At 63.6% G+C, this 23,469-nt stretch carries 26 protein-coding genes and 6 pseudogenes; 24 read left to right on the forward strand and 8 right to left on the reverse strand.

Features of this window, described 5'->3' with window-relative positions; translation table 11 throughout:
• The 3 genes and pseudogenes from ACFQT0_RS26495 to lpdA all read left to right on the forward strand — a co-directional run.
• Window positions 1–1,901: heavy metal translocating P-type ATPase (locus ACFQT0_RS26495; RefSeq protein ID WP_380206244.1), on the forward strand; the 1,901-nt coding region annotated here is incomplete at its 5' end.
• On the forward strand, window positions 1,898–2,791 hold the full coding sequence (locus tag ACFQT0_RS26500) for a cation diffusion facilitator family transporter (protein ID WP_380206245.1): 894 nt from the start codon (window positions 1,898–1,900) through the stop codon (window positions 2,789–2,791). The genes ACFQT0_RS26495 and ACFQT0_RS26500, both read left to right, overlap by 4 nt.
• Before the next feature lie 24 nt (window positions 2,792–2,815).
• Window positions 2,816–4,226, forward strand: a pseudogene (gene lpdA / locus ACFQT0_RS26505) (dihydrolipoyl dehydrogenase).
• Window positions 4,227–4,297: 71 nt separating this feature from the next.
• Here the strand turns inward: lpdA and ACFQT0_RS26510 are convergent.
• Window positions 4,298–4,456 carry a hypothetical protein gene (locus ACFQT0_RS26510; RefSeq protein ID WP_380206246.1) on the reverse strand — a complete coding sequence of 53 codons (159 nt, stop codon included), beginning with the start codon at window positions 4,454–4,456 and terminating at the stop codon, window positions 4,298–4,300.
• Between ACFQT0_RS26510 and ACFQT0_RS26515 the strand changes: the two genes are divergently transcribed.
• The 9 genes from ACFQT0_RS26515 to ACFQT0_RS26555 all read left to right on the forward strand — a co-directional run bounded on the left by ACFQT0_RS26515 (window position 4,445) and on the right by ACFQT0_RS26555 (window position 10,279).
• Window positions 4,445–5,062 carry a ZIP family metal transporter gene (locus tag ACFQT0_RS26515; RefSeq protein ID WP_380206247.1) on the forward strand — a complete coding sequence of 206 codons (618 nt, stop codon included), beginning with the start codon at window positions 4,445–4,447 and terminating at the stop codon, window positions 5,060–5,062. The two genes, ACFQT0_RS26510 and ACFQT0_RS26515, sit on opposite strands and share 12 nt — an antisense overlap.
• 23 nt (window positions 5,063–5,085) lie before the next feature.
• A complete protein-coding gene (locus tag ACFQT0_RS26520) occupies window positions 5,086–5,355 on the forward strand; it encodes a hypothetical protein (RefSeq protein WP_380206248.1) in 270 nt (89 codons plus the stop codon).
• Between the two features lie 72 nt (window positions 5,356–5,427).
• Window positions 5,428–6,063, forward strand: coding sequence for a hypothetical protein (locus tag ACFQT0_RS26525; protein ID WP_380206249.1), 636 nt, complete (start codon window positions 5,428–5,430; stop codon window positions 6,061–6,063).
• Between the two features lie 37 nt (window positions 6,064–6,100).
• On the forward strand, window positions 6,101–6,829 hold the full coding sequence (locus tag ACFQT0_RS26530) for an SDR family NAD(P)-dependent oxidoreductase (protein ID WP_380206250.1): 729 nt from the start codon (window positions 6,101–6,103) through the stop codon (window positions 6,827–6,829).
• Window positions 6,830–7,023: 194 nt separating this feature from the next.
• Window positions 7,024–8,079 (forward strand): family 1 glycosylhydrolase, encoded by a 1,056-nt coding sequence (locus ACFQT0_RS26535; RefSeq protein WP_380206252.1) that lies wholly within the window; start codon window positions 7,024–7,026, stop codon window positions 8,077–8,079.
• A 44-nt stretch (window positions 8,080–8,123) separates the two neighbouring features.
• Window positions 8,124–8,822: a DUF1345 domain-containing protein gene (locus tag ACFQT0_RS26540; RefSeq protein WP_380206253.1), complete on the forward strand. Its 699-nt coding sequence runs from the start codon at window positions 8,124–8,126 to the stop codon at window positions 8,820–8,822.
• Between the two features lie 81 nt (window positions 8,823–8,903).
• On the forward strand, window positions 8,904–9,716 hold the full coding sequence (locus ACFQT0_RS26545; RefSeq protein ID WP_380206254.1) for a bestrophin family protein: 813 nt from the start codon (window positions 8,904–8,906) through the stop codon (window positions 9,714–9,716).
• Window positions 9,688–9,840 (forward strand): hypothetical protein, encoded by a 153-nt coding sequence (locus ACFQT0_RS26550; RefSeq protein WP_380206255.1) that lies wholly within the window; start codon window positions 9,688–9,690, stop codon window positions 9,838–9,840. The genes ACFQT0_RS26545 and ACFQT0_RS26550 overlap by 29 nt, the downstream gene beginning before the upstream one ends.
• A 169-nt stretch (window positions 9,841–10,009) precedes the next feature.
• Window positions 10,010–10,279 (forward strand): hypothetical protein, encoded by a 270-nt coding sequence (locus ACFQT0_RS26555; RefSeq protein ID WP_380206256.1) that lies wholly within the window; start codon window positions 10,010–10,012, stop codon window positions 10,277–10,279.
• A gap of 218 nt (window positions 10,280–10,497) precedes the next feature.
• Here the strand turns inward: ACFQT0_RS26555 and ACFQT0_RS26560 are convergent.
• The 4 genes and pseudogenes from ACFQT0_RS26560 to ACFQT0_RS26575 form a co-directional block, all read right to left on the reverse strand.
• Window positions 10,498–11,258, reverse strand: a pseudogene (locus tag ACFQT0_RS26560) (cytochrome-c peroxidase).
• Window positions 11,215–11,436, reverse strand: a complete 222-nt coding sequence (locus ACFQT0_RS26565; protein ID WP_380206445.1) for a hypothetical protein — start codon at window positions 11,434–11,436, stop codon at window positions 11,215–11,217. Before ACFQT0_RS26565 ends, ACFQT0_RS26560 begins: the two are co-directional and overlap by 44 nt.
• Before the next feature lie 82 nt (window positions 11,437–11,518).
• Window positions 11,519–11,749, reverse strand: coding sequence for a hypothetical protein (locus ACFQT0_RS26570; RefSeq protein ID WP_380206257.1), 231 nt, complete (start codon window positions 11,747–11,749; stop codon window positions 11,519–11,521).
• A 38-nt stretch (window positions 11,750–11,787) separates the two neighbouring features.
• Complete coding sequence (locus tag ACFQT0_RS26575; protein ID WP_380206258.1) at window positions 11,788–12,273, reverse strand: MbnP family protein; 486 nt, start codon at window positions 12,271–12,273, stop codon at window positions 11,788–11,790.
• An 800-nt stretch (window positions 12,274–13,073) separates the two neighbouring features.
• On the opposite strand from ACFQT0_RS26575, the gene ACFQT0_RS26580 reads away from it, so the two are divergent.
• Window positions 13,074–13,604 (forward strand): hypothetical protein, encoded by a 531-nt coding sequence (locus ACFQT0_RS26580; protein ID WP_380206259.1) that lies wholly within the window; start codon window positions 13,074–13,076, stop codon window positions 13,602–13,604.
• A 10-nt stretch (window positions 13,605–13,614) separates the two neighbouring features.
• Here the strand turns inward: ACFQT0_RS26580 and ACFQT0_RS26585 are convergent, their stop codons facing one another.
• On the reverse strand, window positions 13,615–13,806 hold the full coding sequence (locus ACFQT0_RS26585) for a hypothetical protein (RefSeq protein WP_380206260.1): 192 nt from the start codon (window positions 13,804–13,806) through the stop codon (window positions 13,615–13,617).
• 356 nt (window positions 13,807–14,162) lie between these two features.
• Between ACFQT0_RS26585 and ACFQT0_RS26590 the strand changes: the two genes are divergently transcribed.
• The 3 genes from ACFQT0_RS26590 to ACFQT0_RS26600 are packed head-to-tail and all read left to right on the forward strand — an operon-like array spanning window position 14,163 to window position 14,955.
• On the forward strand, window positions 14,163–14,411 hold the full coding sequence (locus ACFQT0_RS26590; protein ID WP_380206261.1) for a hypothetical protein: 249 nt from the start codon (window positions 14,163–14,165) through the stop codon (window positions 14,409–14,411).
• Between the two features lie 9 nt (window positions 14,412–14,420).
• Window positions 14,421–14,768: a hypothetical protein gene (locus ACFQT0_RS26595; RefSeq protein WP_380206262.1), complete on the forward strand. Its 348-nt coding sequence runs from the start codon at window positions 14,421–14,423 to the stop codon at window positions 14,766–14,768.
• Window positions 14,746–14,955 (forward strand): hypothetical protein, encoded by a 210-nt coding sequence (locus ACFQT0_RS26600; RefSeq protein WP_380206263.1) that lies wholly within the window; start codon window positions 14,746–14,748, stop codon window positions 14,953–14,955. Before ACFQT0_RS26595 ends, ACFQT0_RS26600 begins: the two co-directional genes overlap by 23 nt.
• 16 nt (window positions 14,956–14,971) lie before the next feature.
• On the opposite strand, the gene ACFQT0_RS26605 is transcribed toward ACFQT0_RS26600, so the two are convergent.
• Window positions 14,972–15,418: a hypothetical protein gene (locus ACFQT0_RS26605; protein ID WP_380206264.1), complete on the reverse strand. Its 447-nt coding sequence runs from the start codon at window positions 15,416–15,418 to the stop codon at window positions 14,972–14,974.
• Window positions 15,419–15,755: 337 nt separating this feature from the next.
• Between ACFQT0_RS26605 and ACFQT0_RS26610 the strand changes: the two genes are divergently transcribed.
• From ACFQT0_RS26610 to ACFQT0_RS26620, 3 genes and pseudogenes are all read left to right on the forward strand, one after another.
• On the forward strand, window positions 15,756–16,547 hold the full coding sequence (locus tag ACFQT0_RS26610) for a murein L,D-transpeptidase catalytic domain family protein (protein WP_380206265.1): 792 nt from the start codon (window positions 15,756–15,758) through the stop codon (window positions 16,545–16,547).
• A gap of 58 nt (window positions 16,548–16,605) precedes the next feature.
• Window positions 16,606–16,758 (forward strand): annotated as a pseudogene (locus tag ACFQT0_RS26615) (hypothetical protein); the annotation flags it as partial.
• A 419-nt stretch (window positions 16,759–17,177) separates the two neighbouring features.
• Window positions 17,178–17,333: a DUF305 domain-containing protein gene (locus ACFQT0_RS26620; RefSeq protein ID WP_380206266.1), complete on the forward strand. Its 156-nt coding sequence runs from the start codon at window positions 17,178–17,180 to the stop codon at window positions 17,331–17,333.
• A 15-nt stretch (window positions 17,334–17,348) separates the two neighbouring features.
• Here ACFQT0_RS26620 and ACFQT0_RS26625 read toward each other — a convergent pair whose 3' ends face one another.
• Window positions 17,349–17,606, reverse strand: a complete 258-nt coding sequence (locus ACFQT0_RS26625; protein WP_380206267.1) for a hypothetical protein — start codon at window positions 17,604–17,606, stop codon at window positions 17,349–17,351.
• Window positions 17,607–17,920: 314 nt separating this feature from the next.
• On the opposite strand from ACFQT0_RS26625, the gene ACFQT0_RS26630 reads away from it, so the two are divergent.
• The 5 genes and pseudogenes from ACFQT0_RS26630 to ACFQT0_RS26650 all read left to right on the forward strand — a co-directional run.
• The gene (locus ACFQT0_RS26630; RefSeq protein WP_380206268.1) at window positions 17,921–18,316 is read left to right on the forward strand and encodes an HYC_CC_PP family protein; all 396 of its coding nucleotides are present in this window, start codon (window positions 17,921–17,923) and stop codon (window positions 18,314–18,316) included.
• 166 nt (window positions 18,317–18,482) lie between these two features.
• Window positions 18,483–19,834 (forward strand): annotated as a pseudogene (locus ACFQT0_RS26635) (efflux RND transporter permease subunit).
• A pseudogene (locus tag ACFQT0_RS26640) lies at window positions 19,827–21,722 on the forward strand (efflux RND transporter permease subunit). Before ACFQT0_RS26635 ends, ACFQT0_RS26640 begins: the two co-directional pseudogenes overlap by 8 nt.
• Before the next feature lie 445 nt (window positions 21,723–22,167).
• Complete coding sequence (locus ACFQT0_RS26645) at window positions 22,168–22,992, forward strand: TolC family protein (RefSeq protein ID WP_380206269.1); 825 nt, start codon at window positions 22,168–22,170, stop codon at window positions 22,990–22,992.
• Window positions 22,993–23,125: 133 nt separating this feature from the next.
• Window positions 23,126–23,458: pseudogene (locus ACFQT0_RS26650) on the forward strand (heavy metal-binding domain-containing protein); the annotation flags it as partial.
• Between the last annotated feature and the right edge of the window lie 11 nt (window positions 23,459–23,469).

Here is a 23,469-nt window from a genome sequence, read left to right on the forward strand (position 1 = left end):
CCGGCTACGTACGCCTGCTCTGGTACGGCGTGGCGTTTCTGCTGGTGGGCTGGAAAGTTATCCGCTCGGCCGTGCAAAGCATTCCCTCGGGCAACATCTTCAACGAGTTTCTGCTGATGAGCATCGCTACGCTCGGGGCCTTTGCCATTGGCGAGTACCCGGAGGGCGTCGCCGTAATGCTGTTCTACACCGTGGGCGAGCTGTTTCAGGACGCGGCCGTGAACCGGGCCAAGCGCAGCATCCGGGCGCTGCTGGAGATTCAGGCCACTGAGGTGACAGTTATCCGCAACGGGCAAACCGTGGTACTCGACCCCAAGGAAGTGGTGGTGGGGGATACCATTGAGGTGAAACCAGGCGAGAAAGTGGCGCTGGACGGTACGCTCGCCAAAGGCCCGGCTTCGTTTAACACCGCCGCCCTTACCGGCGAATCGGTGCCCCAGACCAAGCAGACGGGCGAGGTGGTGCTGGCCGGCATGGTTAACCTGGAAAGCCTGATTCAGGTGGCGGTGACGGCGAACTACAAAGACACCAAGCTGGCCAAGATTTTGGCCATGGTGCAGGACGCGGTGGGCCGCAAGGCCAAGACCCAGCAGTTCATCACCAAGTTCGCCAAGGTGTACACGCCGATTGTGGTGCTGCTGGCCGTGCTGCTAGTGGTGGTGCCCTACTTTGTAGTAGACGATTACGTATTCCGGAACTGGCTCTACCGGGCGTTGGTGTTCCTGGTCATTTCCTGCCCCTGCGCGCTGGTCATCAGCATTCCGCTCGGCTACTTCGGCGGCATCGGGGCGGCGTCAAAAGCCGGTATCCTGTTCAAGGGCTCCAACTTCCTGGATTTAATGCGCGAGTTGGACACGGTGGTGATGGACAAGACCGGTACGCTAACCCAGGGCGTGTTTGCCGTGCAGCAGGTGCAGCCCGCCGCGGGCCTGGACGCCCCCCGCCTGTTGCGGCTGGTGGGCGCGCTGGAAACCAAGTCCACGCACCCCATTGCCAAAGCGGTGGTCCTGCACGCGGGCGCCGCAGCTAGTGGAGTGACCGTGGACCAGGTGGAGGAGATTGCCGGCCACGGCCTGCGCGGTAAGGTGGATGGCCGCGACGTGCTGGCTGGCAACACCAAGCTGCTCACCAAATTCAGCGTCGCCTACCCCACTGAAGTCGACCAAGTCCTCGATAGCATCGTGGTGGCTGCCGTGGATGGCAAATACGCCGGTTACCTGACCGTAGCCGACTCGCCCAAGGAAGACGCGGCCCGCACCGTGCAGGAGCTGCGGGCCGATGGCATCACCAAAATCGTGATGCTCTCCGGCGACAAGGACAGCATCACCCAGCGCGTAGCCAAGGAGCTCGGCATTGACGAGGCGCACGGGGGACTGCTGCCCGAAGACAAGGCCCGCTACGTGCAGGAGTACAAAGACGCCGGCCGCAAGCTGGCCTTCGTCGGCGACGGCGTGAACGACGCGCCCGTGGTGGCCCTGGCCGATGTCGGCATTGCCATGGGTGGCCTCGGCTCCGATGCCACCATCGAAACCGCCGACGTCGTCATTCAAACCGACCACCCCAGCAAGATTGCCACCGCCCGCCGCATTGCCCGCGCCACCCACCGCGTGGTGTGGCAGAACATCTGGCTGGCCTTTATTGTGAAGGGCATCGTGCTGGCGCTGGGAGCCGGCGGTCTGGCTACGATGTGGGAAGCCGTATTTGCCGACGTGGGAGTAGCCCTACTGGCCATCCTCAATGCCGTACGCATTCAGCGCATGGACTATTCCACGCCGGGTACGGGCGGCACTCCGCCGGCTGCTCCCGCCGTCCTGCCGCTTAAAGCGAACCTGTCGGTTGTCGAGCCCATGCCCCGCGAACTGCGCGAAGGACCGCACCACCATAACGGCCAATCGGCGTGAGCGGGGCCCATGGCATGAGCGGCAGCGCCGCTTCACGCAACAAGCGCGCGCTGACCATCGTGTTCTTCACCACGCTGGCTTACCTGGTAGCCGAAGTCATTGGCGGCTGGTGGACTGGTAGCCTCGCCCTGCTGGCCGATGCGGGCCACATGCTCACCGACGTGGCCGGCGTGGGCCTGGCCCTGCTGGCCATTCGCTTCGGCGAGAAACCAGCCACCCCGCAACGCACCTTTGGCTACTACCGCTTCGAGATTCTGGCGGCCCTCACCAATGCGGTGGTGCTGATTCTGATTTCGTTCTACATCCTTTACGAAGCCTATTTCCGGTTTTTGAATCCGCCCAAGGTGGAAAGCACCACCATGATGTGGGTGGCCGGGGTCGGCATGCTGGTCAACCTCTACGGGGTGTACCTGCTGCGCAAAAGCTCGGGCGAGAGCCTGAACATGAAAGGCGCCTACTTTGAAGTGCTCAGCGACCTGCTCACCTCCGTGGGCGTTCTGATTGCGGGCGTTATCATGCTTACCACCCAGTGGTACTATGCCGACCCGCTGCTCTCGGCCGGCATCGGCCTGTTCATTCTGCCCCGTACCTGGGCCCTGCTCAAGGAGTCGGTGAACGTGCTGCTGGAAGGCACCCCGGCCGACGTGAACCTGGAAGCCATGCGGCAGGGGCTGCTGCAGGTACCTGGCGTGGCCGTGCACGACCTGCACGCCTGGGTACTTACCTCCGGCGTCAACGCCCTCAGCGCCCACGTGGTGCTCACCGACGAGGCCCGGCACGAGGACGTGCTCACCCGCACCCACGACTACATCACCACCAAGCACCCCATTCAGCACGCCACCATTCAGGTGGAGCGCGGCGACTTCGCCCAGCACGAAACCCACCTCTAAACTGACTTAGCCCCACTCTCTCCCATGACCTCCTACGACGTCCTCATCATCGGCTCCGGCCCCGGCGGCTACATCGCCGCCGTGCGCTGCGGCCAGCCTGGGCCTGAAAACGGCCATCATCGAAAAGTATCCCACCCTGGGCGGTACGTGCCTGAACGTGGGCTGCATTCCCAGCAAGGCGGTGCTCGAATCCACCGAGCTCTACCAGAAAGCCACCCACCAGTTTGCCGAGCACGGCATCGATGCTGACAACCTGCGCGCCGACCTGCCCCGCATGATGGAGCGCAAGGACCAGGTGGTGAAGAAGGTATGCGACGGGGTCGTGTTTCTGATGAAGAAAAACAAGGTGGACATCCTCCACGGCGTGGCCTCGTTCGTGAATGCCACTACCGTGCAGGTGGCGCCCGTGGACGGGGGCAGTGGGGAATCGCAGCAGCTCACGGCCAAGAACATCATCATTGCCACCGGCTCCAAGCCCAGCACCCTGCCGTTCATCACCCTGGACAAGGAGCGTGTCATCACCAGCACCGAGGCGCTGGCCTTGCGCGAGTTGCCCAAGCACCTGATTATTGTGGGCGGCGGCGTTATCGGCCTGGCCTGCTCGGTGTACGCCCGGCTGGGCAGCAAGGTGTCGGTGGTCGAATACACCGATGCCATCATCCCCACCATGGACCGCACCCTGGGCAAGGAACTGCTGCGCTCCCTCAAAAAGCAGGGCCTGGAGTTTTACCTCTCGCACAAGGTGACGGCCGTCGAGCGGGCCGGCGACACGGTCAAGCTCACGGCCCAAAGCGGGCCATCGGCCGAGCTGCAACTCGAAGGCGACTACTGCCTGGTGTCGGTGGGCCGCCGGCCCTACACCGAGGGGCTCAACCTGGCCGCGGCCGGCGTGGAGTTGGACGAGAAGGGCCGGGTGAAGGTCAACGAGGACCTGCAGACGACGGTGCCCGGCATCTGGGCCATCGGCGACGTGGTGCGCGGGGCCATGCTGGCGCACAAGGCCTCCGACGAGGGCGTGTACGTGGCCGAGCTCATTGCCGGCAAACACCCGGAAGTCAACTATCTGTTGATTCCGGGCGTGGTCTACACCTGGCCCGAAGTGGCCGGCGTGGGCTACACGGAAGAGCAGTTGAAAGAGCAGGGCAAGGCCTACAAGGTGGGCTCGTTCCCCTACTCGGCCTCGGGCCGGGCGGTGGCCGGGGCGGATACCGAAGGGCTGGTGAAGGTGCTCACCGACGCGCAGACCGACGAGATTCTGGGGGTCCACATGATTGGTGCCCGCATTGCCGACATCATCGCCGAGGCCGTGGGCATCATGCACTTCCGCGGCGCGGCCGAGGACGTGGGCCTAATGTCGCACGCCCATCCCACCTACGCCGAAGCCTTCAAGGAAGCCTGCCTCAACGCGGCCGGCATCGGGGCACTTAATATGTAATTCAGCCAGCTGATGACCCTGTTTCTCTCCGTTGCGCCAGCCATTATCCCCTCCTGGACGCAGGTGCTCCTTTATGCCCTGGTACCCGCCGCCGTCATGGTGGTGGGCGCCGTGGTGGCCATCATTCGCCCCCGGGCGCGGCCATCCGCAGTGCCATTCTGCACTTTGCCGCCGGCGTCGTGTTTTCCGTGGTGGCCGTCGAGTTGCTGCCCGACATCGTGGCCCGCCACCGGCCGCTGGAAGTTGGCTTGGGCTTCGCCATTGGGGTCGGGGTCATGCTGGCTCTGCGCTCGCTCACCCGCAAGGCGGCCGAAAAGGAAAAAGCCGTGCCCACCCCGGCCCTGCCGCCCGGGGTGCTGTGGGCTTCCCAAACCGCGCCGGGCGAAACGGCGAGTCCCGGCACGCTGCCCATGGGCCTGCTCACCGGGGTCGGCATTGACATCCTTATCGACGGGCTGCTGCTGGGCATCGGCTTTGCCGCCGGGGCTGAAGAAGGCATGCTGCTGGCCATTGCCCTGACCATCGAGGTGCTGTCGCTAGGGCTGGCCACGGCCGTGGAGCTGCGCCAGGAAGGGCAGGGCAAAGCCCGGACCGTGGGCATTGTGGCCGCGCTTTCGGCCCTGCTGGTAGTGGGAGCCAGCGTGGGCATTACGGTGCTCAAGGGTGCCTCCGACAACGTGATGGAGCTGGTGCTCTCCTTCGGCTTGGCCGCGCTGCTGTTCCTGGTGACCGAGGAGCTGCTGACCGAAGCCCACGAGGAGCCGGAGTCGCCCTGGCTGACCTCCGCGTTTTTCCTCGGGTTTCTGGTCTTTCTTATTCTGGGCATGCTCGTGTAGCTAGCCGCATTTTCTTACCTACTATGGATTCGCATAAGTTTCTCATCGAACTCACCCTGGTGCCGGCTGGCCGGCACATTGCCTTTTCCAAAGAAATGCTGGAAAAGGTGCACGTCTACCGCCGGGTAGGTACAGAGGGGGACGCCTGGCAGCAAGTGGCGACGAATGCCCGCTCTCCCTTTATCGATACGGAAGCCTTTCCGGCTGGCACCACCTTGGATTACCAGGTGCAGCACTTCAATCAGCAGGATGCCTACCAGGGGCATAGCAACATCGTGCGCACTACCCTATAGCCCGCGCTTTTTTCATATTCCCGTCACTGCTTGGCTTGTGCCCAGGCGGTGCTAAGCTACTTCACTCGCTGCATGATACCTCGTTTCGTTGTGGGTGTGCTCACGTTGCTGCTGCTGGGCGCGTGCCGGGAGTCGACGCCGGAAAAGCCGGTGCACACGGCCGACACGCACCAGCGCCATCCGGACCCGGCCCAACCAGAACTGAACTCCGCGCCGGCCGTGGCCGCCCGGGCGCAGCAGCGCCTGCGCACGGTGGCCCGCTCGGGCAACATCGACCACGATGTAACCTCGCTGCTGCTGGAGCACTACCGCGGTGCCCAGCAGGCGGCCTCCGTGGAACGGGCCACGGGGCGGGACCCGGACTTGCGGGCGCTGGCCGATACGCTGCGCCGGGAGTGGCAGCAGGAAAGCCTGGCGCTGGGCCGGCTCGCGGGGCGCACCCACGACAAGGCCTCCGAAGAATACACCCGCTTCTACCAGGAGTTTTCCCGCGACGTGCAGGCGGCCTGCGATTCGGCGGCCCGGTACTCCCGCCCGCCGACGGGCAACCCGGACGCCGACTTTGCCGCGGCCCTCTCCGCCCACCTGCGTACCGGCCTGCTGCTGGTGCAGGAAGGCATCGCCCACGGCAGCGACCCGCCCCTGATTGCCCTGGCCCACCGCTTTCACCACGACCAGCTCCACCACCTGCGGCAGGTGCAGGCCTAGACGTCCGCTCACCCTACTCCCACCAAACGCTGACTCCATGCGCTTCACCAACAAAATATGCCTCGTCACCGGGGGCGGCTCCGGCATCGGCCGGGCGGCCTGCCTGCAGCTGGCAGCCGAAGGCGGAACCGTCGTGGTCCTGGACCGCGACGAAACCACTGCCCAGCAGACCGTGGCCCTAATTGAAAAAGACGGTGGTCAGGCCCAGGCCATCCGGGTTGATTTGGGCCTGGTGGCCGAGGTAGAGGCGGCCATGAGCACAATAGTAGCCGCCTACGGCCGGGTGGACGTGCTGGTCAACAACGCGGCCATGATGACCTTCAAGCCCATAACCGAGCTGGCGGTAGCGGAGTGGGACCTGGTCATGGCCGTGAACCTGCGGGCCGTGTTTCTGCTCAGCAAACTGTGCCTGCCCCACATGCAGGGCGGGGCCATCGTCAACATCAGCTCGGTGCACGCGCAGGAAACCACGGCCAACGTGATTCCCTACGCGGCCAGCAAAGGGGCCTTGGAGGCCTTCACCCGGGGCATGAGCCAGGAGTACCCTTCCAGCCACGTGCGCACCAACTGCGTGGCGCCCGGCGCCGTGGACACGCCCATGCTGTGGAACAACCCGAACGTGAAAAGCGGCAAAGAGAAGATTGAGGGTGAGGTAGGCCACCCCGAAGACATTGCCGGCGCCATCTGCTATCTGGCCTCGGCCGATGCCCACTACATCAACGGCACTACCCTGGTCGTGGACGGCGGCCGGCTCAGCATCCTGTAACCGCCTCTGCGCACGCACTTTTCCATTTCCTTTTAATCTTACCCCCAAGCCCATGAGCGCCTTCATGTTTGCTACCGGCATCGAAAACAGCTACCCCACCATCCGACTGCCGGACGGCACCATGCAGCGGGTGGACGAGCTGGAAAACCGGCCATTACGAGCGCTGGCGTGAAGACTTCGCTCTGGTCAAGGAAATGGGCATCGATTTTCTGCGCTACGGCCCGCCCTACTACCGGGTGCACACCGGGCCGGGCCAGTACGACTGGGCCTTTACCGACGAGACTTTCGCCCACCTGCGCGAGCTGGGCATCACGCCCCTGGTGGACTTGCTACATTTCGGCCTGCCCGACTGGCTGGGCAATTTTCAGAACCCGGAATTCCCCGAGTACTTCGCTGCCTATGCCGGGGCTTTTGCCGCCCGGTTCCCGGACCTGCAGTTCTACACCCCCATCAATGAAATCTTCGTCACCACCATGTTTTCGGCCCAGTACGGCTGGTGGAACGAGTGCCTGGCCAGCGACCAGGCCTTTGTGACGGCCCTCAAGCACGTGTGCCGGGCCAATGTGCTGGCCATGCAGGCCATCCTGGCCGTGCAGCCCGGGGCCACCTTCATCCAGAGTGAGTCGGCCGAGTACTTCCACCCCGAAACGCCGGCTGCCCGGCCCCTGGCCAACTTCCTCAATCAGAAGCGCTTTTTGAGCCTGGACTTGACCTACGGCTACCCCGTGAGCGTGGTCATGTACGAGTTCCTGCTCAAAAACGGGATGACGGATGAGGAATACCACTGGTTTGACGACCAGAACATCAAGGCCAAGTGCATCATGGGCACGGACTATTACCGCACCAACGAGCGCATGGTACGCGAAGACGGGCACACCTACCCCGCCGGCGACGTGTTCGGCTACTACGTCATCGCCAAGCAGTACTTCGACCGCTACCGCATGCCCCTGATGCACACCGAAACCAACCTGTGGGAGCCCGACGCGGTGAACTGGCTGTGGCGGCAGTGGGCCAACGCCTACCGCCTCAAGCAGGACGGCATTCCGCTGGTGGGCTTCACGTGGTACTCGCTGCTCGACCAGGTGGACTGGGACACGGCCCTGCGCGAAAACAACGGCCGCGTGAACCCGCTGGGCCTCTACGACCTCGACCGCAAGCAGCGGCCTATAGGCCTGGCCTACCAGCGGCTGATTGCCCAGTGGAAAAACGTGCTCCAGGACGAAAGCTACGGGGTGCACATCAACTATTAATTTTCCTCCATTGGCTGGCTTCCGGGCCCGCAGTTTCTTTCGCCATGCCTTTTGCCCGGTTTTTCGCCCACCGCCACCTGCAGCAGCACCTGCTCAATCTAACGGCGCCTCAGCGCCTGCTGCTGGCGGCGGGTGCCGCGGGCGTAGGGTGGGCCCTGCTGCCCGGCACCCTGCTGCCGGCCACCCGCTTGGTGGCCACCTGGAACCTGTTTTGTCTGTGTATCCTGGCCTTGCTATGGGCCGGCACCCACCGGGCCGATGCCAGCCATATCCGCCGCATGGCGAACCGCCAGGACCCGGGCCGGACATGGACCTTCGTGGCGGTGCTGGTGGGCAGCGCCGCCTCGCTGCTGGCCGTGGTCTTCCTGATGACGAATTTACCCAACCTGCAGGGGCGGGAAGTGGCCGTGCACGTGGGCTTGTCGGCCGGGGCGGTGGTAGGGGCCTGGTTGCTGGTACACACGGTGTTTGCTCTGCGCTACGCCCACGTGTACTTCAGCGAGGACCTGGCCACGGACCCACCGGACTACCTGGGCGGGCTGGACTTTCCGGGCGCGCCCCCGGCCTCGTACTGGGACTTTGCCTATTTCGCTTTTGTGGTGGGCACCACCGCTCAGACGGCTGACGTGGCCGTTTCTTCCGCGCGCATGCGGCGACTGGTCATGCTGCACGGCCTGCTGGCCTTTGCCTTCAACACCAGCATTGTGGCCCTGACCATCAACCTGCTGGCCGGCATTCTCTAGCCCATTCCGCTCCTGCCGATTCCGCTCCTGCCGGCGCCTAGGGCCGACTGCCACGGCCTTACCCGCTATTTTTTTGCTTGCATGTACGTTCAAAAACACATTCACTGGCGCGTTATCTGGGACTACTCCTGGAAAGACCTGCTGATTTTCTTTGTCTATGATTTAGGCCTGGCCGTCCTGCACGGGCCCCTCAAGATGACCTGGCTGGACGTTCCCTGGCAGCTGGTGAGCATCCTGGGCGTGGCCGTTTCGTTCTACGTGGGCTTTAAAAACAGCAGCTCCTACAACCGTTTCAACGAGGCCCGGCAGCTGTGGGGCGGCATCGTCAACCGCAGCCGCAACTGGGCCATGCTGGTACTGGCCAACACGCAGCCAGCGCGCAGCACCCTGACGCCTGAACAGGTTAGCACCCAACGCCGGTTGGTATACCGGCAGATGGCCTGGACCAACGCCCTGCGCCTGCACCTGCGCCGCCAGCCCCAACGCTGGGACGAGGACGTGGCCCCATTCCTGGCCCCGGCCGAATCCGACTACCTGCGCACGATGGCCAACCCGCCGGCCCAACTGCTGCTGCTGCAGAGCCAGGCCCTGCGCGACGCGGAAGGGCTTTTCGACTCCCTGCAGCACCACACCATGGTAGAGGACCTACGGGAACTCACCAACCTGCAGGGCGGCTGCGAGCGGATTAAGAACACGCCCTTTCCGCGCCAGTACGCCTTTTCCAGCATCGTCTTCGTCTGGCTCCTGGTGGCCCTGTTGCCGCTAGGCGTGCAGGGCGAGTTCGAGAAGCTCGGCCACGGCCATTACTGGCTGACGGTACCCTTTTCCATGCTGGTGTCCTGGGTGTTCGTCACCATCGAGCCTGGTGGGCCACATCAGCGAAAACCCGTTTGAAAACAAGATGAACGACGTGCCCATGACGGCGCTGTGCCGCACCATCGAAATCGACCTGCGCCAGATGCTGAGCGAAACGGACCTGCCCGCCCCCATGCAGCCCCGTAACGGCGTACTATACTAAGGCTGGGGAGCCGGCGGAATGAATAAGGTGTTGGCCTAACGGCTGACATCAAACCGTTTTAAAACCCGGGCCGTGACCTCCCCTTGGGTACTTATTCCCACCTGACTCAACGCTACTTCCGCTAGTGCGTAAGCGCATTTACATTTTTCTCCACTTAGTCCTTACCCCCATGGCCGACCATCCCGAAGAGCACCAGAAAATCATTGAGGCCCACGAAAAGGCCGCTCACTACTTTGAGCACGCCCTGCAAAACCACCGCGCCGCCGCCGAGCACCTGAAAAAAGGCGACCACGAGAAGGCCGCCCACCACGGCTACACCGCTTACGGCTTCGCGGCCCACGCCAAAAAACACGCCGAGGAAGCGGCCCTGCACCACTCGCACGAGCACGGCCATAACGAGCCGCTGCACTCGCACGAGCAGCGCGGCAGCCAGCAATAACGCTGCTTTAAAAAGGTCTTTTTTGGAAAAGCTCATCTTTATTTAAGATGAGCTTTTTCTGGTTTAAGAATGGCGTATTTCACGGTTTCCCCTCATCGGCAGGGTATACCCAGAGAGTAGTATCACTAAGAGTAGTATCACTATTTGTAAAGGGAGTCAGGGCTTGGCTAATTGCGGATTGCGCAGGAACTCCTCGTCGGTGAGCGTATGCAAAAAGGCTAGCACATCCTGACGCTCCTGCGTCGAAAGGGGATGCCGGGTGCGGCCCCGGGGCGGCGCAATCCCGGGTCTAGGGTAGCCGATTCCTTCACGCCTTGGTCGTAATGGTCCAGCACCTGACCCAAGGTGGTAAACCGGCCGTCGTGCATGTAGGGCGCCGTACGGGCCACGTTGCGCAGGCTCGGCACTTTGAAGCGCCCGGCGTCGAGGGGGCTGCGGGTAATATGGGCCCGGCCGGAGTCGCGCGGAAACTGCCGGTCCAGCCCGTTGTTGCGAAACGATTCGTCGGTGAACAACTCGCCCGCGTGGCAAGGACTGCACTGCTGCCGCACCACGGTCAGCCCACGTAGCTCGGCCGCGTCGAGTACGCCGCCGGGCTCGTTGCGCGAGTACCGGTCGTAACGGGAGTTTGCCGAGGTGAGCGCCGCCGTGAACTGCGCCAGGGCCCGCAGCAGCTGGTAGGAATCGACGGGCCGGCGGCCGAATACCTGCTCGAACCGACGCGCGTAGTCCATGTCGCCGTTGAGTTGGCGCATGAGGGTATCCAAAGATTGGTCCATTTCCAGGGGGTTGCGGATGGGCACCAAGGGCATGGTTTCGATATGCTGAGGTCCGCCATCCCACAAAAAGTGGACTTCCAGCGCAGGTTCTGTAGGGCGGGGGCGTTGCGGACGCCCTGCTGGTTGTCCACGCCCTGACTCAGAGCCCGGCCGGCGTCAGCGAAGGCTACCGATTGCTGGTGGCAGCTGGCGCACGACACGGTGCCCGTGCGCGAAAGCCGCGGGTCGTAGAACAAGCGACGGCCCAGGCTCAAAGGCCGCCCGGGTGGGCGGGTTCTGGTCGGCACGGTAGGTCGGAGCCGGGAAGTTGGCCGGCACCGTCGCGCCGGGTATGTCGTCCTGCGGCGCCAGGTCCGCGTCGGGCCGACAGCTCGCCAAGGCCAGCGCCAGTAGGCCCGCCCGCCAGCAAGTACGCCGTCCGACCGTACCGCCCGTCCGTTCCCCCGTGTCAACCCCTGGTTTATTCACCGTGAATGTGGCCGATGGTGAACATACCGGCCGCTTGGTTATCGGCAATCCGTACGGCGTCGGGCCCATTTATTACGACGTTCATGGTGGCAAACCGGACGGTTGTCGGTCCGGTGAACATTTTCAGGACGTCGGCTTTGATGTGCACTTTCGGGACGAAGGCCTTGCCGACTTCAATGGTTGCGGTGCCGGTGGTCGGCATGGCCGGTGACACGGTGCGCACGGCATCATACGGGGCCGTAAACCCGATAATTTGGTAGGTCAGCGTGCCGGATGGCGACTGGGGGAGCGGCCCTCCAGCTTGGTGAAGATGTAGCCCGAGGTCCAGTCCCAGAACATATCGCTGGGCGCCAGCGCCCCGGTTTGGGCCCCGGCCACGTTGCGGGCCGCGTCCACGCCAAGAGTGAACGTCAGGCCGGTATAGGTGCCAGCGGGCACGTTGGCAATGGTGAATCTTTGTGACGCCAAGCGCTCCTGGTCAATCAGGTAGTAGCTTTCGGGCTGCACGTACTCCGTGCCATCGGCTTTTTTAAGCTTGATGTTGGAGATGTAATAGCGCAGCGTCGCCACGGTGAACTGGTCGCCGGCGGGCGTGGTGTAGGGCGTAGAGTTGTTGAGCTGCAAGGGCGCGCTGCCCACCACGTTCTCAAACTCTATGTCCACCGGCCCCGCCCCTGCGGGAGCGGGCCCGTCCTGCTTGCTTTCGCAACTGGTGAGGGCAGCCGACCAGGCAAAGAAACCGGCCACTAGGAGAGATGAGGCTAGAGATTTCATATACTCTTACTGTTACTATAAACTGAAAGCAACTGGCCCGGTACAGGCCCCCTGGAAGGGCCGTTCCGGTAAAAATATTTAAGGCAGACCGGGCGCTTCCCTTATTTATCCCGTGGGTAGTTAGACTGCTATTCGGTACTCGGAAATCCCGGCCGGCACGTTGCTTGAAGACCCTGAAACTTTGTGCTGCTACCGGACAAATACGCCACTTCTTCCCGGATACGGCGTATTTGTTTTTGTCCGCGCTTAGACTCGCCCTGGTCAACACCATTTTCGAGCGGAGCAGCAATCACTTAACCCGGGCCGTCACCGGTTGTTGCGGTATGCCGGACGCAGCGGGCACCCACTCCGGCCACCGGTCCAGCCCCTCATCTTTTCACTTGGCCACCTACGACCCGCGGCGGGGACCCGTACCAACGAAGCAACCGCTGTTCCGCAATTATTAGTTATTTCTTCTTTGTTTCAATCACTGGAGCTGGCCACCCCTAATAGCGCCCGAACAGAAAACTCACCTAGAAAAGCCCATATTTGCCCAGAAGTGGGCTTTTTGGTCACCTGCCAAGCTGAGTTTCTAGTCCTTTTGCGTCATTCGCTTTTTTATTCAATGCTACGCCTGCGTATTTTATCGAGCTTTGCGCTGGTACTCGGGCTGCTAAGCAGCCTGCGACCAGGAGTCGAACGCCAATAAGTCGGCCAAGCCCGCAGCCAACGCTCATTCCCACGGCGATAGCCGGGAGCCGGCCACCCACCTGGAAAACCCCGGGGGCCTGTCGGTGCGCGTCATCATGGCCGACCTGCGCGACGACCTCACGAACTGGAGCGCGCTGGAAAACCCCGACCATATATTCAGCGACCTGCTGGAAATCTACCACGAGCGGGCCCAGAGCATGGCCGACCAGGAGCGGAGCCGAGGCCTTGACCCCCACCTGCGCCAGCTGGCTGATTCCATCCGGCGCCGCACCCTGCGCAGCCTGACGGACCTGGAAAAGGTGCACAAGCGGCTGCACCGTCCGGGTTCCGACTACCTTTCCACGTCGCCGGCCCGGTCCCGCGTGATGCTGCAGGCCCTGCAGCGAGGGCAGCGCGTGCTCGATACACCCGTCCCCACCGGCACGCTCGACGAGGAGTATGTGGCGTTCATGGACCTTTACTACCAAAGCGGACTGCTGCTGGCTGAAACGCAGATTCGCAACGGCCGCGAAGCCCCGCAGGTAGCCCTGGCTCGGGAGTGGCAAGCCATTCTGCGGCGCGAATGGCAAACCATCAAAGAACACCGCCAGGGCATGGCGCACCCCATCCCCTAGGCGCCGGGGCTTACACAGGATGAACGTCGCCGGTGTTGCTGGCCCTGGGGTCCAAGTCGCCGTCCGGGTCCACGGGCGCCATTGAGGGCTCCGGGTCCGGGTCCGCAACTGCTTCCTCGTGGTCGGTCGATGTGGAGGCGGGCGGAGTTGGGGAGGAATCACGGCCGGGGGCGGCTTCCGGGCCTTCAGGGACAGCGAACATCTGTTGAGCGGTGAGGTCCGCCAAAGGCTTTAGGGAAAGCTTAGCAAGGCAGAATAAAGAAGGAGCACAATTAACACCCGGGCGATGGGCAGCAAGAACGCGGCCACCCGGTTGATTCCTTGTAAGGTTCATGAAACGCAAGCTCGGCCTTTGGTGTTAAGCCCGCATGTGTGAACACCATAAGCCCGCCCAGAAACTGCAACGCATGGGCATCTACCTGGTGGTAGGCGTGCTGGTTCTTTTAGGTCAGTTGTACGGCCAGTAGGTTGGCAAAAAACCGGGCCGGCGACGTATCTTTCGATACCCCTTGCCGTGACCGTATGCCTAACTTTTCTTTGTTGCCCCGGAAGCGCTTGGTGGGCACACTGCTACTACTGCTACTCGGGCTGCCCCTGGCATCGGCGGCGCAACTGCCGCCGCACGTTCCGGCGCCCGACTCCTTGCCCGGCCCGGCTCGCTATTCGGTGCTGCGCCGGGCCTCCCACTGGGCCGGGCAACCCGCTGGCCAATGGGTGCTGGTGCCCGCGGGGCTGTTTGCGGTCGGGGTGCTGACCACACGCCGCGTGGCGGTGGTCAGCTCGGACGACGAAGTGCGTGAAGAGTAAGGCGAGCACATGACCCCTATTCGGACCACGCTCGATGATGAGCTGCGCCACGTGCCGGCCGCGGCGGCCCTGGGCCTGAGTTTGGCTGGGGTGAAAGGCAAGCACAGCACCGTCAATCAAGCGTTGCTGTTTGCCCTTACCTACACCATCAACAACACGCTGACCAGCAATCTAAAAACCTCACCCGCGTCGAGCGGCCCGGGAACAACGGCGACTTCAGCTCTTTTCCCAGCCAACATACCAGCGCCGCCTTTGCCGCGGCCCGGTTTCTGGACCGTGAGTACGGAGAAACCAGCAACTGGTACCGCGTGGGGGCTATTCCGTGGCCACAAGCGTGGCCGCGCTTCGCCTGATTAAGGGCAACCACTGGCTGTCGGACGTGCTAGCCGGCGCGGGGGTCGGCCTGGCCTCCACCGAGCTGGCCTACTGGGTGTACCCGCGGGTGCAGCGGGTGCTGATTAAGGGCCTGCAGGACCGGGCTTTGGTGCTGCCTTATTACCAGGCCGGAGCGGCCGGCCTGACCGCGGTGCTCGTGCTGCGCTGAAATGCCCGGGGTGGCGTTAGCTCCGCGTCAGAATAATAAATTTCTGCGCGGGCAGCCCACCCATAAAGCGAGCGGTAACGGCGTGCTGGGAGGCTTCGCCCCGGTTCACTACCAATTTGGGCCACAAGCCGAGCCAACTGTTTTTCCAGGTGGCTCCGGTTGTAGGGACCAACGGCAGCGCCTGGGCGTGCGTTTTAATCTGGGCGTAGGCCGCCGGAGTCAGCCGGGCTGTAATTTGGTAGAGACTAAAGGAAGGCTTCTCAAACGTGGCGGTCAACGTGAAATAGGGCCCCTTGCTGATGAGGAAGGTGCGGCCCAGCCGTTCCGGCTCCCGGCGCGAACCCTGCACAAAGGGCTTGAGGCGGCTGGCTACCAGCACTTCCGGCATGTCCTTGGTCAGTAAAAGCTCTATAAGCAGGTCAAACAGGTGGACGGGTGTTTTTACAGAGGTGGACGTGGGCATAAGTCGGGGGGTGGCGAGAAGGCAGCAAGCTACGCAACTGCCTAATTAGCGTAAACCAAGATAAGCAGCGCCGCGGCGTAAACGACGAAGTTGGTGCGCTTTTTGGATTATAAGCCGCGGGACCCTCTTCCCTCTTACCACTCCTGCTATGGAAAACACCAGCGTTGTTCAGCGACTGCGCCAGCCTGCGCCGCCAGAGCCAGCCGGCTACCCGCCGGGTGCTGCCCTTTCTGGCCGCCCTGTTTCTGGCCACGCCTCTGGGCGGGCTCCTGCCTTCCTCGGCCGCTAGCCCCAGCCTCCTAATCAATAAGGTGCCTCCCCCTCGGCTCCCGGGCATGTGGCCGGGTTTGACGCGCAGCTCCGGGCCCGGTACGCTGCCTTGGGAGCCGAGCAGCAGGGCCTGCGCTTTGCCGTGTTCGAGCAGGCCCTGACCGGCTTTTTGAACCTGCGCCGGCAGGGCAAGGTACCAGCGGAGCAGCAGCGCCTCGCCGTGATTGACTTTGACCTGCCTTCCTCGGAAAAGCGCTTCTGGGTGCTGGACCTGGCCGCCAACCGAGTGCTCTACCGCTCCTTAGTGGCCCACGGCAACAACTCCGGCCAGCTGGAGGCCACGCAGTTTTCGAACCTTAACGGGAGCAACGCCAGCAGCCTCGGCTTCTACGTGACCGGCTCGGAGTACGTGGGTAAGCACGGCCGCTCCCTGCGCCTGAACGGGTTGGACCCCGGCTTCAACGACCAGGCCGCGGCCCGCGCCATCGTGGTGCACGGCGCCGATTATGTCAGCGAAGCCTTTATCAAACAGACCGGCCGCCTTGGACGCAGCCAGGGCTGCCCGGCCCTGCCCCTGGAGTTATTCGCGCCCATTATTGACACGCTGAAGGGGGAGCCGGCCTGTTCATGCACAAATCCGGGGCCGGCTACGCGTCGCCCTACCTCAACGAGGCGGTGGCCAGTGCGGCTTGGCGGAGCGTTTCCTAGGCCCTGGCTAACAGGCGGCACCCCAAGCGTTTTCCAGCGGCGGGCAGTCTCTGCGGCTCCCGGCGGATGTACCCGTCAGCGAAGCTGCTTGCCGCCCCTAACCCACAGCCACAGTGCTGGAACAACAGCCGGCCCGCGCCAAACCGGCTAGTGGGGCGCGCTTCCGCCGTCAGCAGCCGGCTTTGCGACCAACCGCCTATCTTCCCCCAATGAATCAAGCTACCATCCCCACGTTGAGGGGTGCCCAGACCCTGCTGCTGGCCACTGGTTTACTGCTCGGCAGCTGCCGCAGTCGTTCCGACGAGACGCAGGACTCCCATATTGCCCAGGTGCCGGTCACGATGATGGCCACCCTGCACACCATGGCCGAGCATTCCGGGGACTTGATGCCCGGCGACAACCTCGACCTGTACTTTGCCCTGCTCATGCGGGAAAACCACCAGGCGGCGGTGTCCATGTCGGCCCTGGAGCTGCAGCAGGGCAAGGACCCCGTGCTGCGCACCATCGCCCGCAACATTTACCAGGCCCACCGGCAGCTTATTCCGGGTCTGGACTCCGCCATCGCCCGCATCCAGGCACTGCCCCCAACTTACCCCGAGCACACCCCAAAGACCCATCAGTTTGCCCAGCTGCTGGAAGCCGCCACCAAGGGCCTGCACCCGGCAGCCCACCGCATCATCGCCGGCGGGGACTCCACACAAGCTCCCCCGGTTCAGGGGAGGAAAGTGCTAAAGCAGACGCCGGCACGGGTGACATCGACCGCGACTATGCCACTTTGCTCGTGCCCCACCACGAGAATTCCATCGCCCTGGCCCGGGCCGAACTGGAACTGGGGCGGGACGAAGACCTCAAAAAAGCCGCTTTTCTGATTCTTATCGACCAACAGCGGGAAATCGACCAGGTGCAAGCCTGGCTGCGCCAGCACCCGCCGAAATAGCCCGGCTCGGGGCGGCTACCCGACTTTGGTGACGGCGTGCACCAGATACCCGCCGGCTTCCAGTACGGCCTGGATGGCTTTCAGGTCGGGGCCGTTGACGTGGGCTGAGGCTACTTCGGCTTCGCCCACGGCCACCCGGTCTACCACCAGACCCATCGCGACTAACTGCTCCCGCACCCAGACGATGCAGTCCGGGGCGCACATATTATCGATAGTGAGCACGTAGCGCACCGCCTGCGTCATGCCGGCAGCTTCGTTTTCTTCAACTGACATAGGAAAGCGGCTTGGGTAGCCGCAGTATACGGCAGGTGGGCGCAAATGCAACGCAACCGCCGCCGCCCGTGTTAAGGCCGCCTGTGTGAACACCATAAGCCGGCCCATAAGCTGCAACGATTTGGCCTTCACCTGCTGGCCGGGGTACTCGTGCTGTTCAGCCAGGCCTATCCATGGTAGACCCGGCGGGCAGGCAGGAATAAAAAACAACCGTCGATGAATTTTGCACGATTGAAGAGGAATCCTGTTAAAACCTCCGGGTAGGGTTCCCGTACTTTGCAGCCACCTTCGGCCCGACTGGGCTCGTTTGCCGCGTGAAGCGTTTCGCCAGTCTGTTTCTGCTCTTTAGCTACCTGCTGTCCAGCCCCGGGCTGGTCTACAGCATGCACTTCTGTGGCCAGGAACTGACGGCGGTTTCGGTGGCGCAGGACGGCGACACGAACTGCTGCTGCCAGGATACGGGCAAGCCGGCTTCGGGCTGCTGCCATGACCAGAAGGTAAGCAGCGCGCTCAAGGACATCAAGCTGTCGGCCGCCCACTTCCAGCTGCAGGCCCCCGACGCGGTGCCGGCCCCGGCCGTGCTGCGGCTGGTGTGGCAGCTTGCGCAAGTAGCTTACCCGGCCGATGAGCCGGCCGCTGACTTGCTGGCCCACGCGGCCCCGCCGCCCGAATGCCCGGCCTACGTGCGCGGGCATGCCTTTTTAGTCTAGCCTTTCGGGTTGCTTGGTTCCCCACGCCGGTTGGCGCTGGGGCTTTGGTGCGTCCGGCCCAGGCGGTTGGGCCGCCCCCGCGTCCGGGCACTACTGCCCCGGGGCCTGCCGATGTCCCGTCACGGGTTTCCGGTAGGCTGACGCTTCTCCCATTTGCTGTTTCTCGATGATAGAGCAACTCATTTCCTTTTCCCTGCGGAATCGGGTGCTGGTACTGCTGGTCGCCGCCGGCCTCCTCGTGTGGGGCGCGTTTTCGGTGCGGGCCAGCAAGATTGACGCCATCCCCGACCTGTCCGAAAACCAGGTCATTGTCTTCACGGAGTGGATGGGCCGCAGCCCGCAGATTATCGAAGACCAGGTGACCTACCCGCTGGTCACCAACCTGCAGGGGCTGGCCCAGGTGAAGGCCGTGCGTGCGGCCTCCATGTTCGGCATGAGCTTCGTGTACGTCATCTTCACCGACAACACCGACATTTACTGGGCCCGCGAGCGGGTACTGGAGCGCCTCAACTACGCCCAGCGGCTGCTGCCGGCCGGCATCACGCCCACGCTGGGGCCCGACGGCACCGGCGTGGGCCACGTGCTCTGGTACACGCTCAACGCCCCCAAGCTCGACCTGGGCGAGCAGCGCGCTCTGCAGGACTGGTACGTGAAGTTCGGTTTGCAAACCGTGGCCGGCGTGAGCGAGGTGGCTAGCTTCGGCGGCTTCCAGCCCGAGTACCAGGTGACGGTGGACCCCACCAAACTCACCTACTACAACGTGACGCTGCCGCAGGTGCTCGCGGCCGTGCGCAGCAACAACAACGAGGCCGGCGGCCGCAAGTTCGAGCAGGCCGGCATCGGCTACATCATCAAAACCAGCGGCTACATCCAGGACGTGGCCAAGCTCGAAAACGTGCCGGTACTTACCCGCGCTGGCGGGGTGCCGCTGCGCCTCAAGGACCTCGGCACGGTCCAGATGACCGGCGAAAGCCGCCTGGGCATCTTCGACCACAACGGCGAGGGCGAGGCCGTGGGCGGCATCGTAGTAATGCGCTACGGCGAGAACGCCGACGACGTCATCACCCGCGTCAAAGCCAAGATGACGGAAGTGGCCAAGGCCTGCCGGCGGGCGTATCCTTCAACATCGTCTACGACCGCAGCGGGCTGATTGAGGAGTCGGTGGCCAACATCAAGCACACGCTGCTGGAAGAAATGGCCGTGGTGTCGCTGGTGGTGCTCGTGTTCCTCTTCCATTGGCGCAGCGCGCTGAGCATCCTGCTGCAAATCCCGATTACCATCGCCACGAGCTTCATTCTGCTCAACGCCTTCGACATCTCCTCCAACATCATGTCGCTCACCGGCATCGCCCTGGCCATCGGCGTCATCGTCGACAACGGCATCGTGATGGCCGAAAACGCCTACCGCAGCCTGGCTTTGCACCAGGCCGCTGAAGAGGCCGCGGCCGCCGGGCCGCCCGGTGGACCACCCGTGCCCACTGTTCCTTTTTCCACTTCTGAACCCCTCCGCCATGACTAACGACGAGCGCCTCGCCATCATCGAGAAGTCCAGCCAGCAGGTCTCGCGGGGTATCTTCTTCTCCACCATCATCATCGTGGCTTCCTTCCTGCCGGTGTTTCTGCTCACTGGGCAGGAGGGCAAGCTGTTTCACCCGCTGGCTTATACCAAGACGTTCATCCTGCTCATCGACGCTGTGCTGGCCGTGACGCTGGCCCCGGTGCTGCTGTCCTTTTTCATGAAGGGCAAGTTCAAGACCGAGGAGCAGAACCCCATCAACCGGGGCCTGGAGCGGGTGTACGCGCCGCTCATCAACTGGTGCCTGACCTGGCGCAAAACCACCATTGCCATCAACCTGGCGCTGCTGGCCGTGAGCATCCCGCTGCTGCTGAGCCTGGGCACGGAGTTTATGCCCCCGCTCGACGAGGGCTCCATTCTGTTCATGCCCATCACGCAGCCCGACGTGTCCAACACCGAGGTCAAGCGCATCCTGCAGGTGCAGGACAAGATTATCAAGCAGGTGCCCGAAGTGGCCGGGGTGCTCGGCAAAGCCGGCCGGGCCAGCACGGCCACCGACAACGCCCCGCTGAGCATGATAGAAACCATCATCCAGCTCAAGCCCCGCAGTGAGTGGCGGGCGGGCATGACCAAGGCCAAGCTCATCGCGGAGCTCAACGACAAGCTGCAGATTCCCGGGGTAGTGAACGGCTGGACCCAGCCCATCATCAACCGCATCAACATGCTGAGCACCGGCGTGCGCACCGACGTGGGCGTAAAAGTCTACGGGCAGCAGGCTCGATACCATTGAACAGGTATCGCAGCGGGTGCGGGCCGCGCTCACTGGCGTGCCCGGGGTGCAGGACCTCTACGTGGACCCCATTACCGGCGGCAAGTACCTGCAGATTGACCTTGACCGCCCGCAGCCTGGCCCGCTACGGCCTGAGCGTAGACCAGGTCAACGAAGTGGTGGAAACGGCCATTGGCGGGGCGCCCGTGGCCACCACCGTGGAAGGGCGCCGGCGCTTCAGCATCAGCGTGCGCCTGGCAGAGGACTTTCGCAACAGCGTAGCCGCGATGGGCCGCATCCCCATCCAGACCACGGCCTACGGCCCGGTCCCGCTCTCGGCCGTGGCCCGGCTGCGCTTTGTCAACGGCCCGCCCATGATTAACTCCGAGAACGCGCAGCTGCGCGGGGCAGTGCTCTTCAACGTGCGCGACCGGGACCTGGGCGGCACCGTGAAGGAGGCCATGCAGCGGGTGCAGAGCATCCAGGGCAAGCTGCCGGCCGGCTACTACCTGGAGTGGAGCGGGCAGTACGAGAACCTCATTAGCTCGCAGCGCACGCTGCTCTTCATTTTGCCCATCGTGCTTTTGGTAATATTCGGCTGCCTGTACTTCGCCTTTCACTCGGTGCGGGAGGCCCTGCTGAGTCTGGTCACCATTCCTTTTGCCCTCATTGGCGGGGCCTACATGGTGTATTTCTACGGCGTACACCTCTCCGTGGCCGTGGCCGTGGGCTTCATCGCCCTGTTCGGGCTGGCCGTGGAAACGGGCGTCATCATGGTCATCTACCTCAACGATGCCATGCAGCAGCCTGGTGGCCGCCAAGGGCAATTCCAGCGAAACGATTACCACGCAGGACCTGCGGGATGCCGTGTTTAATGGGGCGGCCAAGCGACTGCGGCCCAAGCTGATGACCGTGTCGGTGGCCCTGTTCGGACTGGTGCCGGTGCTGTGGGCCACGGGCACGGGCTCGGACGTGATGCTGCCCATCGTGCTGCCCATGATTGGCGGGGTGTTCACCTCCTCGACCCACATTCTGCTGGTTACGCCCCTGATTTTTCTGATGACCAAGGAGTACGAGCTCCGCAAGTTCGGTAAGCTCGACGTGCTGGCCGTGAAGCATTAAGCCATGAAAGTCATGAAGAAAGCATTCAACCTTTTCTGGCTCCTCGCCCTGCTCACGTGGCCGGGGCGGCCGTTGCGGGCGCAACAGGTACTGCCGCTGGACTCGGTGCTCAGGGCCGTGGAGCGCCGCAACCCGGCCCTGCGCCAGTACGGCTACCGCGCCCAGGCCAAGCAGGCCGCCGTGGCGGGCGCCAGCAGCTGGGAAGCCCCCAAGGTGAGCGCCGGCTACTGGATGACGCCCTACAACCAGCGACCCATCAAGGAGATGAACAACGGCCAGGGCGAGGGCATGCAGATGGTGTCCGTCGAGCAGATGATTCCCAACCCGGCCAAACAACGCGCCAAGCGGGAGTACCTGGCGGGTCAGTCGGCCGTGGACCAGGCCGACCAAACGACAATGTTCAACCAGCCTGCGGGCCCAGGCCCGCAGCCTCTACTACGGCCGGGTGGTTCTGGAGAAGAAGCTGAAGGTGCTCGACGAGAGCGAGGAGCTGCTGGCCTTTCTGCTCAAGGTGGCAAAGGCCCGTTACCCCTACAACCAGAGCACGCTGGGCAGCATCTACCAGGCCCAGGCGCGGGTGGCCATGCACGGCAACGACCACACCCAGCTCTACGGACAGCTGCGGCAGAACACCATTGCCCTGAACACGCTCATGGCCCGCGACCCGGAAGGCGAGTTTGCCGTGGATACGCTGCTGCCCACTTCCTTTGCCGGACCCTACCCGGACACGGCCGCGCTGGCCCACCGGCGCAGCGACGTGCGCAGCCTCGACCGCTCGCTGGCCGTACTGCGCCTCAACCAGAACGTGGAAGCCAACCGCCGCCGGCCCGACTTCGGAGTGCGCTACGACCACATGAACGGCATTGGCGTTACGCCCAATCAGTTCACCGTGATGGGCATGGTTTCCATCCCCATAGCCCCGTGGGCGGCCCGCGAGTACAAGGCCAACACCGCTGCGCTCGGCTACGAGGCGCAGGCCGTGCAGCAGCAGCGGGCCAGTCTGCTCACCGAAGCCGCCGGCCGCATCACCACCCTGCAGTCGGACTTACGCACCAAGCGCCAGCAGGTGGAGAACTACGAAAAGGGCATCCTGCCCGCCCTGCGCAAGAACTACCAGGTCACCCTGCTGGCCTACCAGCAGAATACCGCCCAACTGCCGGCCGTGGTCGAAGCCCTCGAAACCTGGCTGCAAACCCGCCTGCAGTATCTCGACACGCAGCTTGAACTCATGAACTTACACGTGCGCTATGACCAGGAACTGGAGCAATAAGCTGCGGCAGGTGGCGCAAGGCCTTCTGCTACTCACCCTGCTGGCCAGCTGCAAGGACAAGTCCCACGGTCCCACCGCCGGGGCGCCCGGGCAACCCGTAGCCACGCCGGCCGCGCAGCTCTACACCTGCCCGATGCACCCGCAAATCGTGCGCGACGCGCCCGGCAAGTGCCCCATCTGCGGCATGGACCTGGTGCCTAAAGCCAGCGGAGCCCCGACTACGGCGTCTGGGGACATGGCGGGCTCAACCCTGAGCCATCTGGTTACCGCGCCCAACGCCTCCGTGGTGTCGGGTATCGCCACCGTGCACCCCACCTCAAGCGCGGAGGCCGACACGCTCACCCTGCCCGGCGTGGTCGACTACGACCCACGCCGGAGCCGGGCCGTGGCCGCCCGCGTGGGTGGGCGCATCGAGCGGCTGCTGGTGCGCTTCAACTACCAGCCCGTGCGCAAGGGCCAGACGCTGCTAGAGCTCTA

This window comes from Hymenobacter humi (assembly GCF_042665855.1).
Taxonomy (GTDB): Bacteria; Bacteroidota; Bacteroidia; order Cytophagales; family Hymenobacteraceae; genus Hymenobacter; species Hymenobacter humi.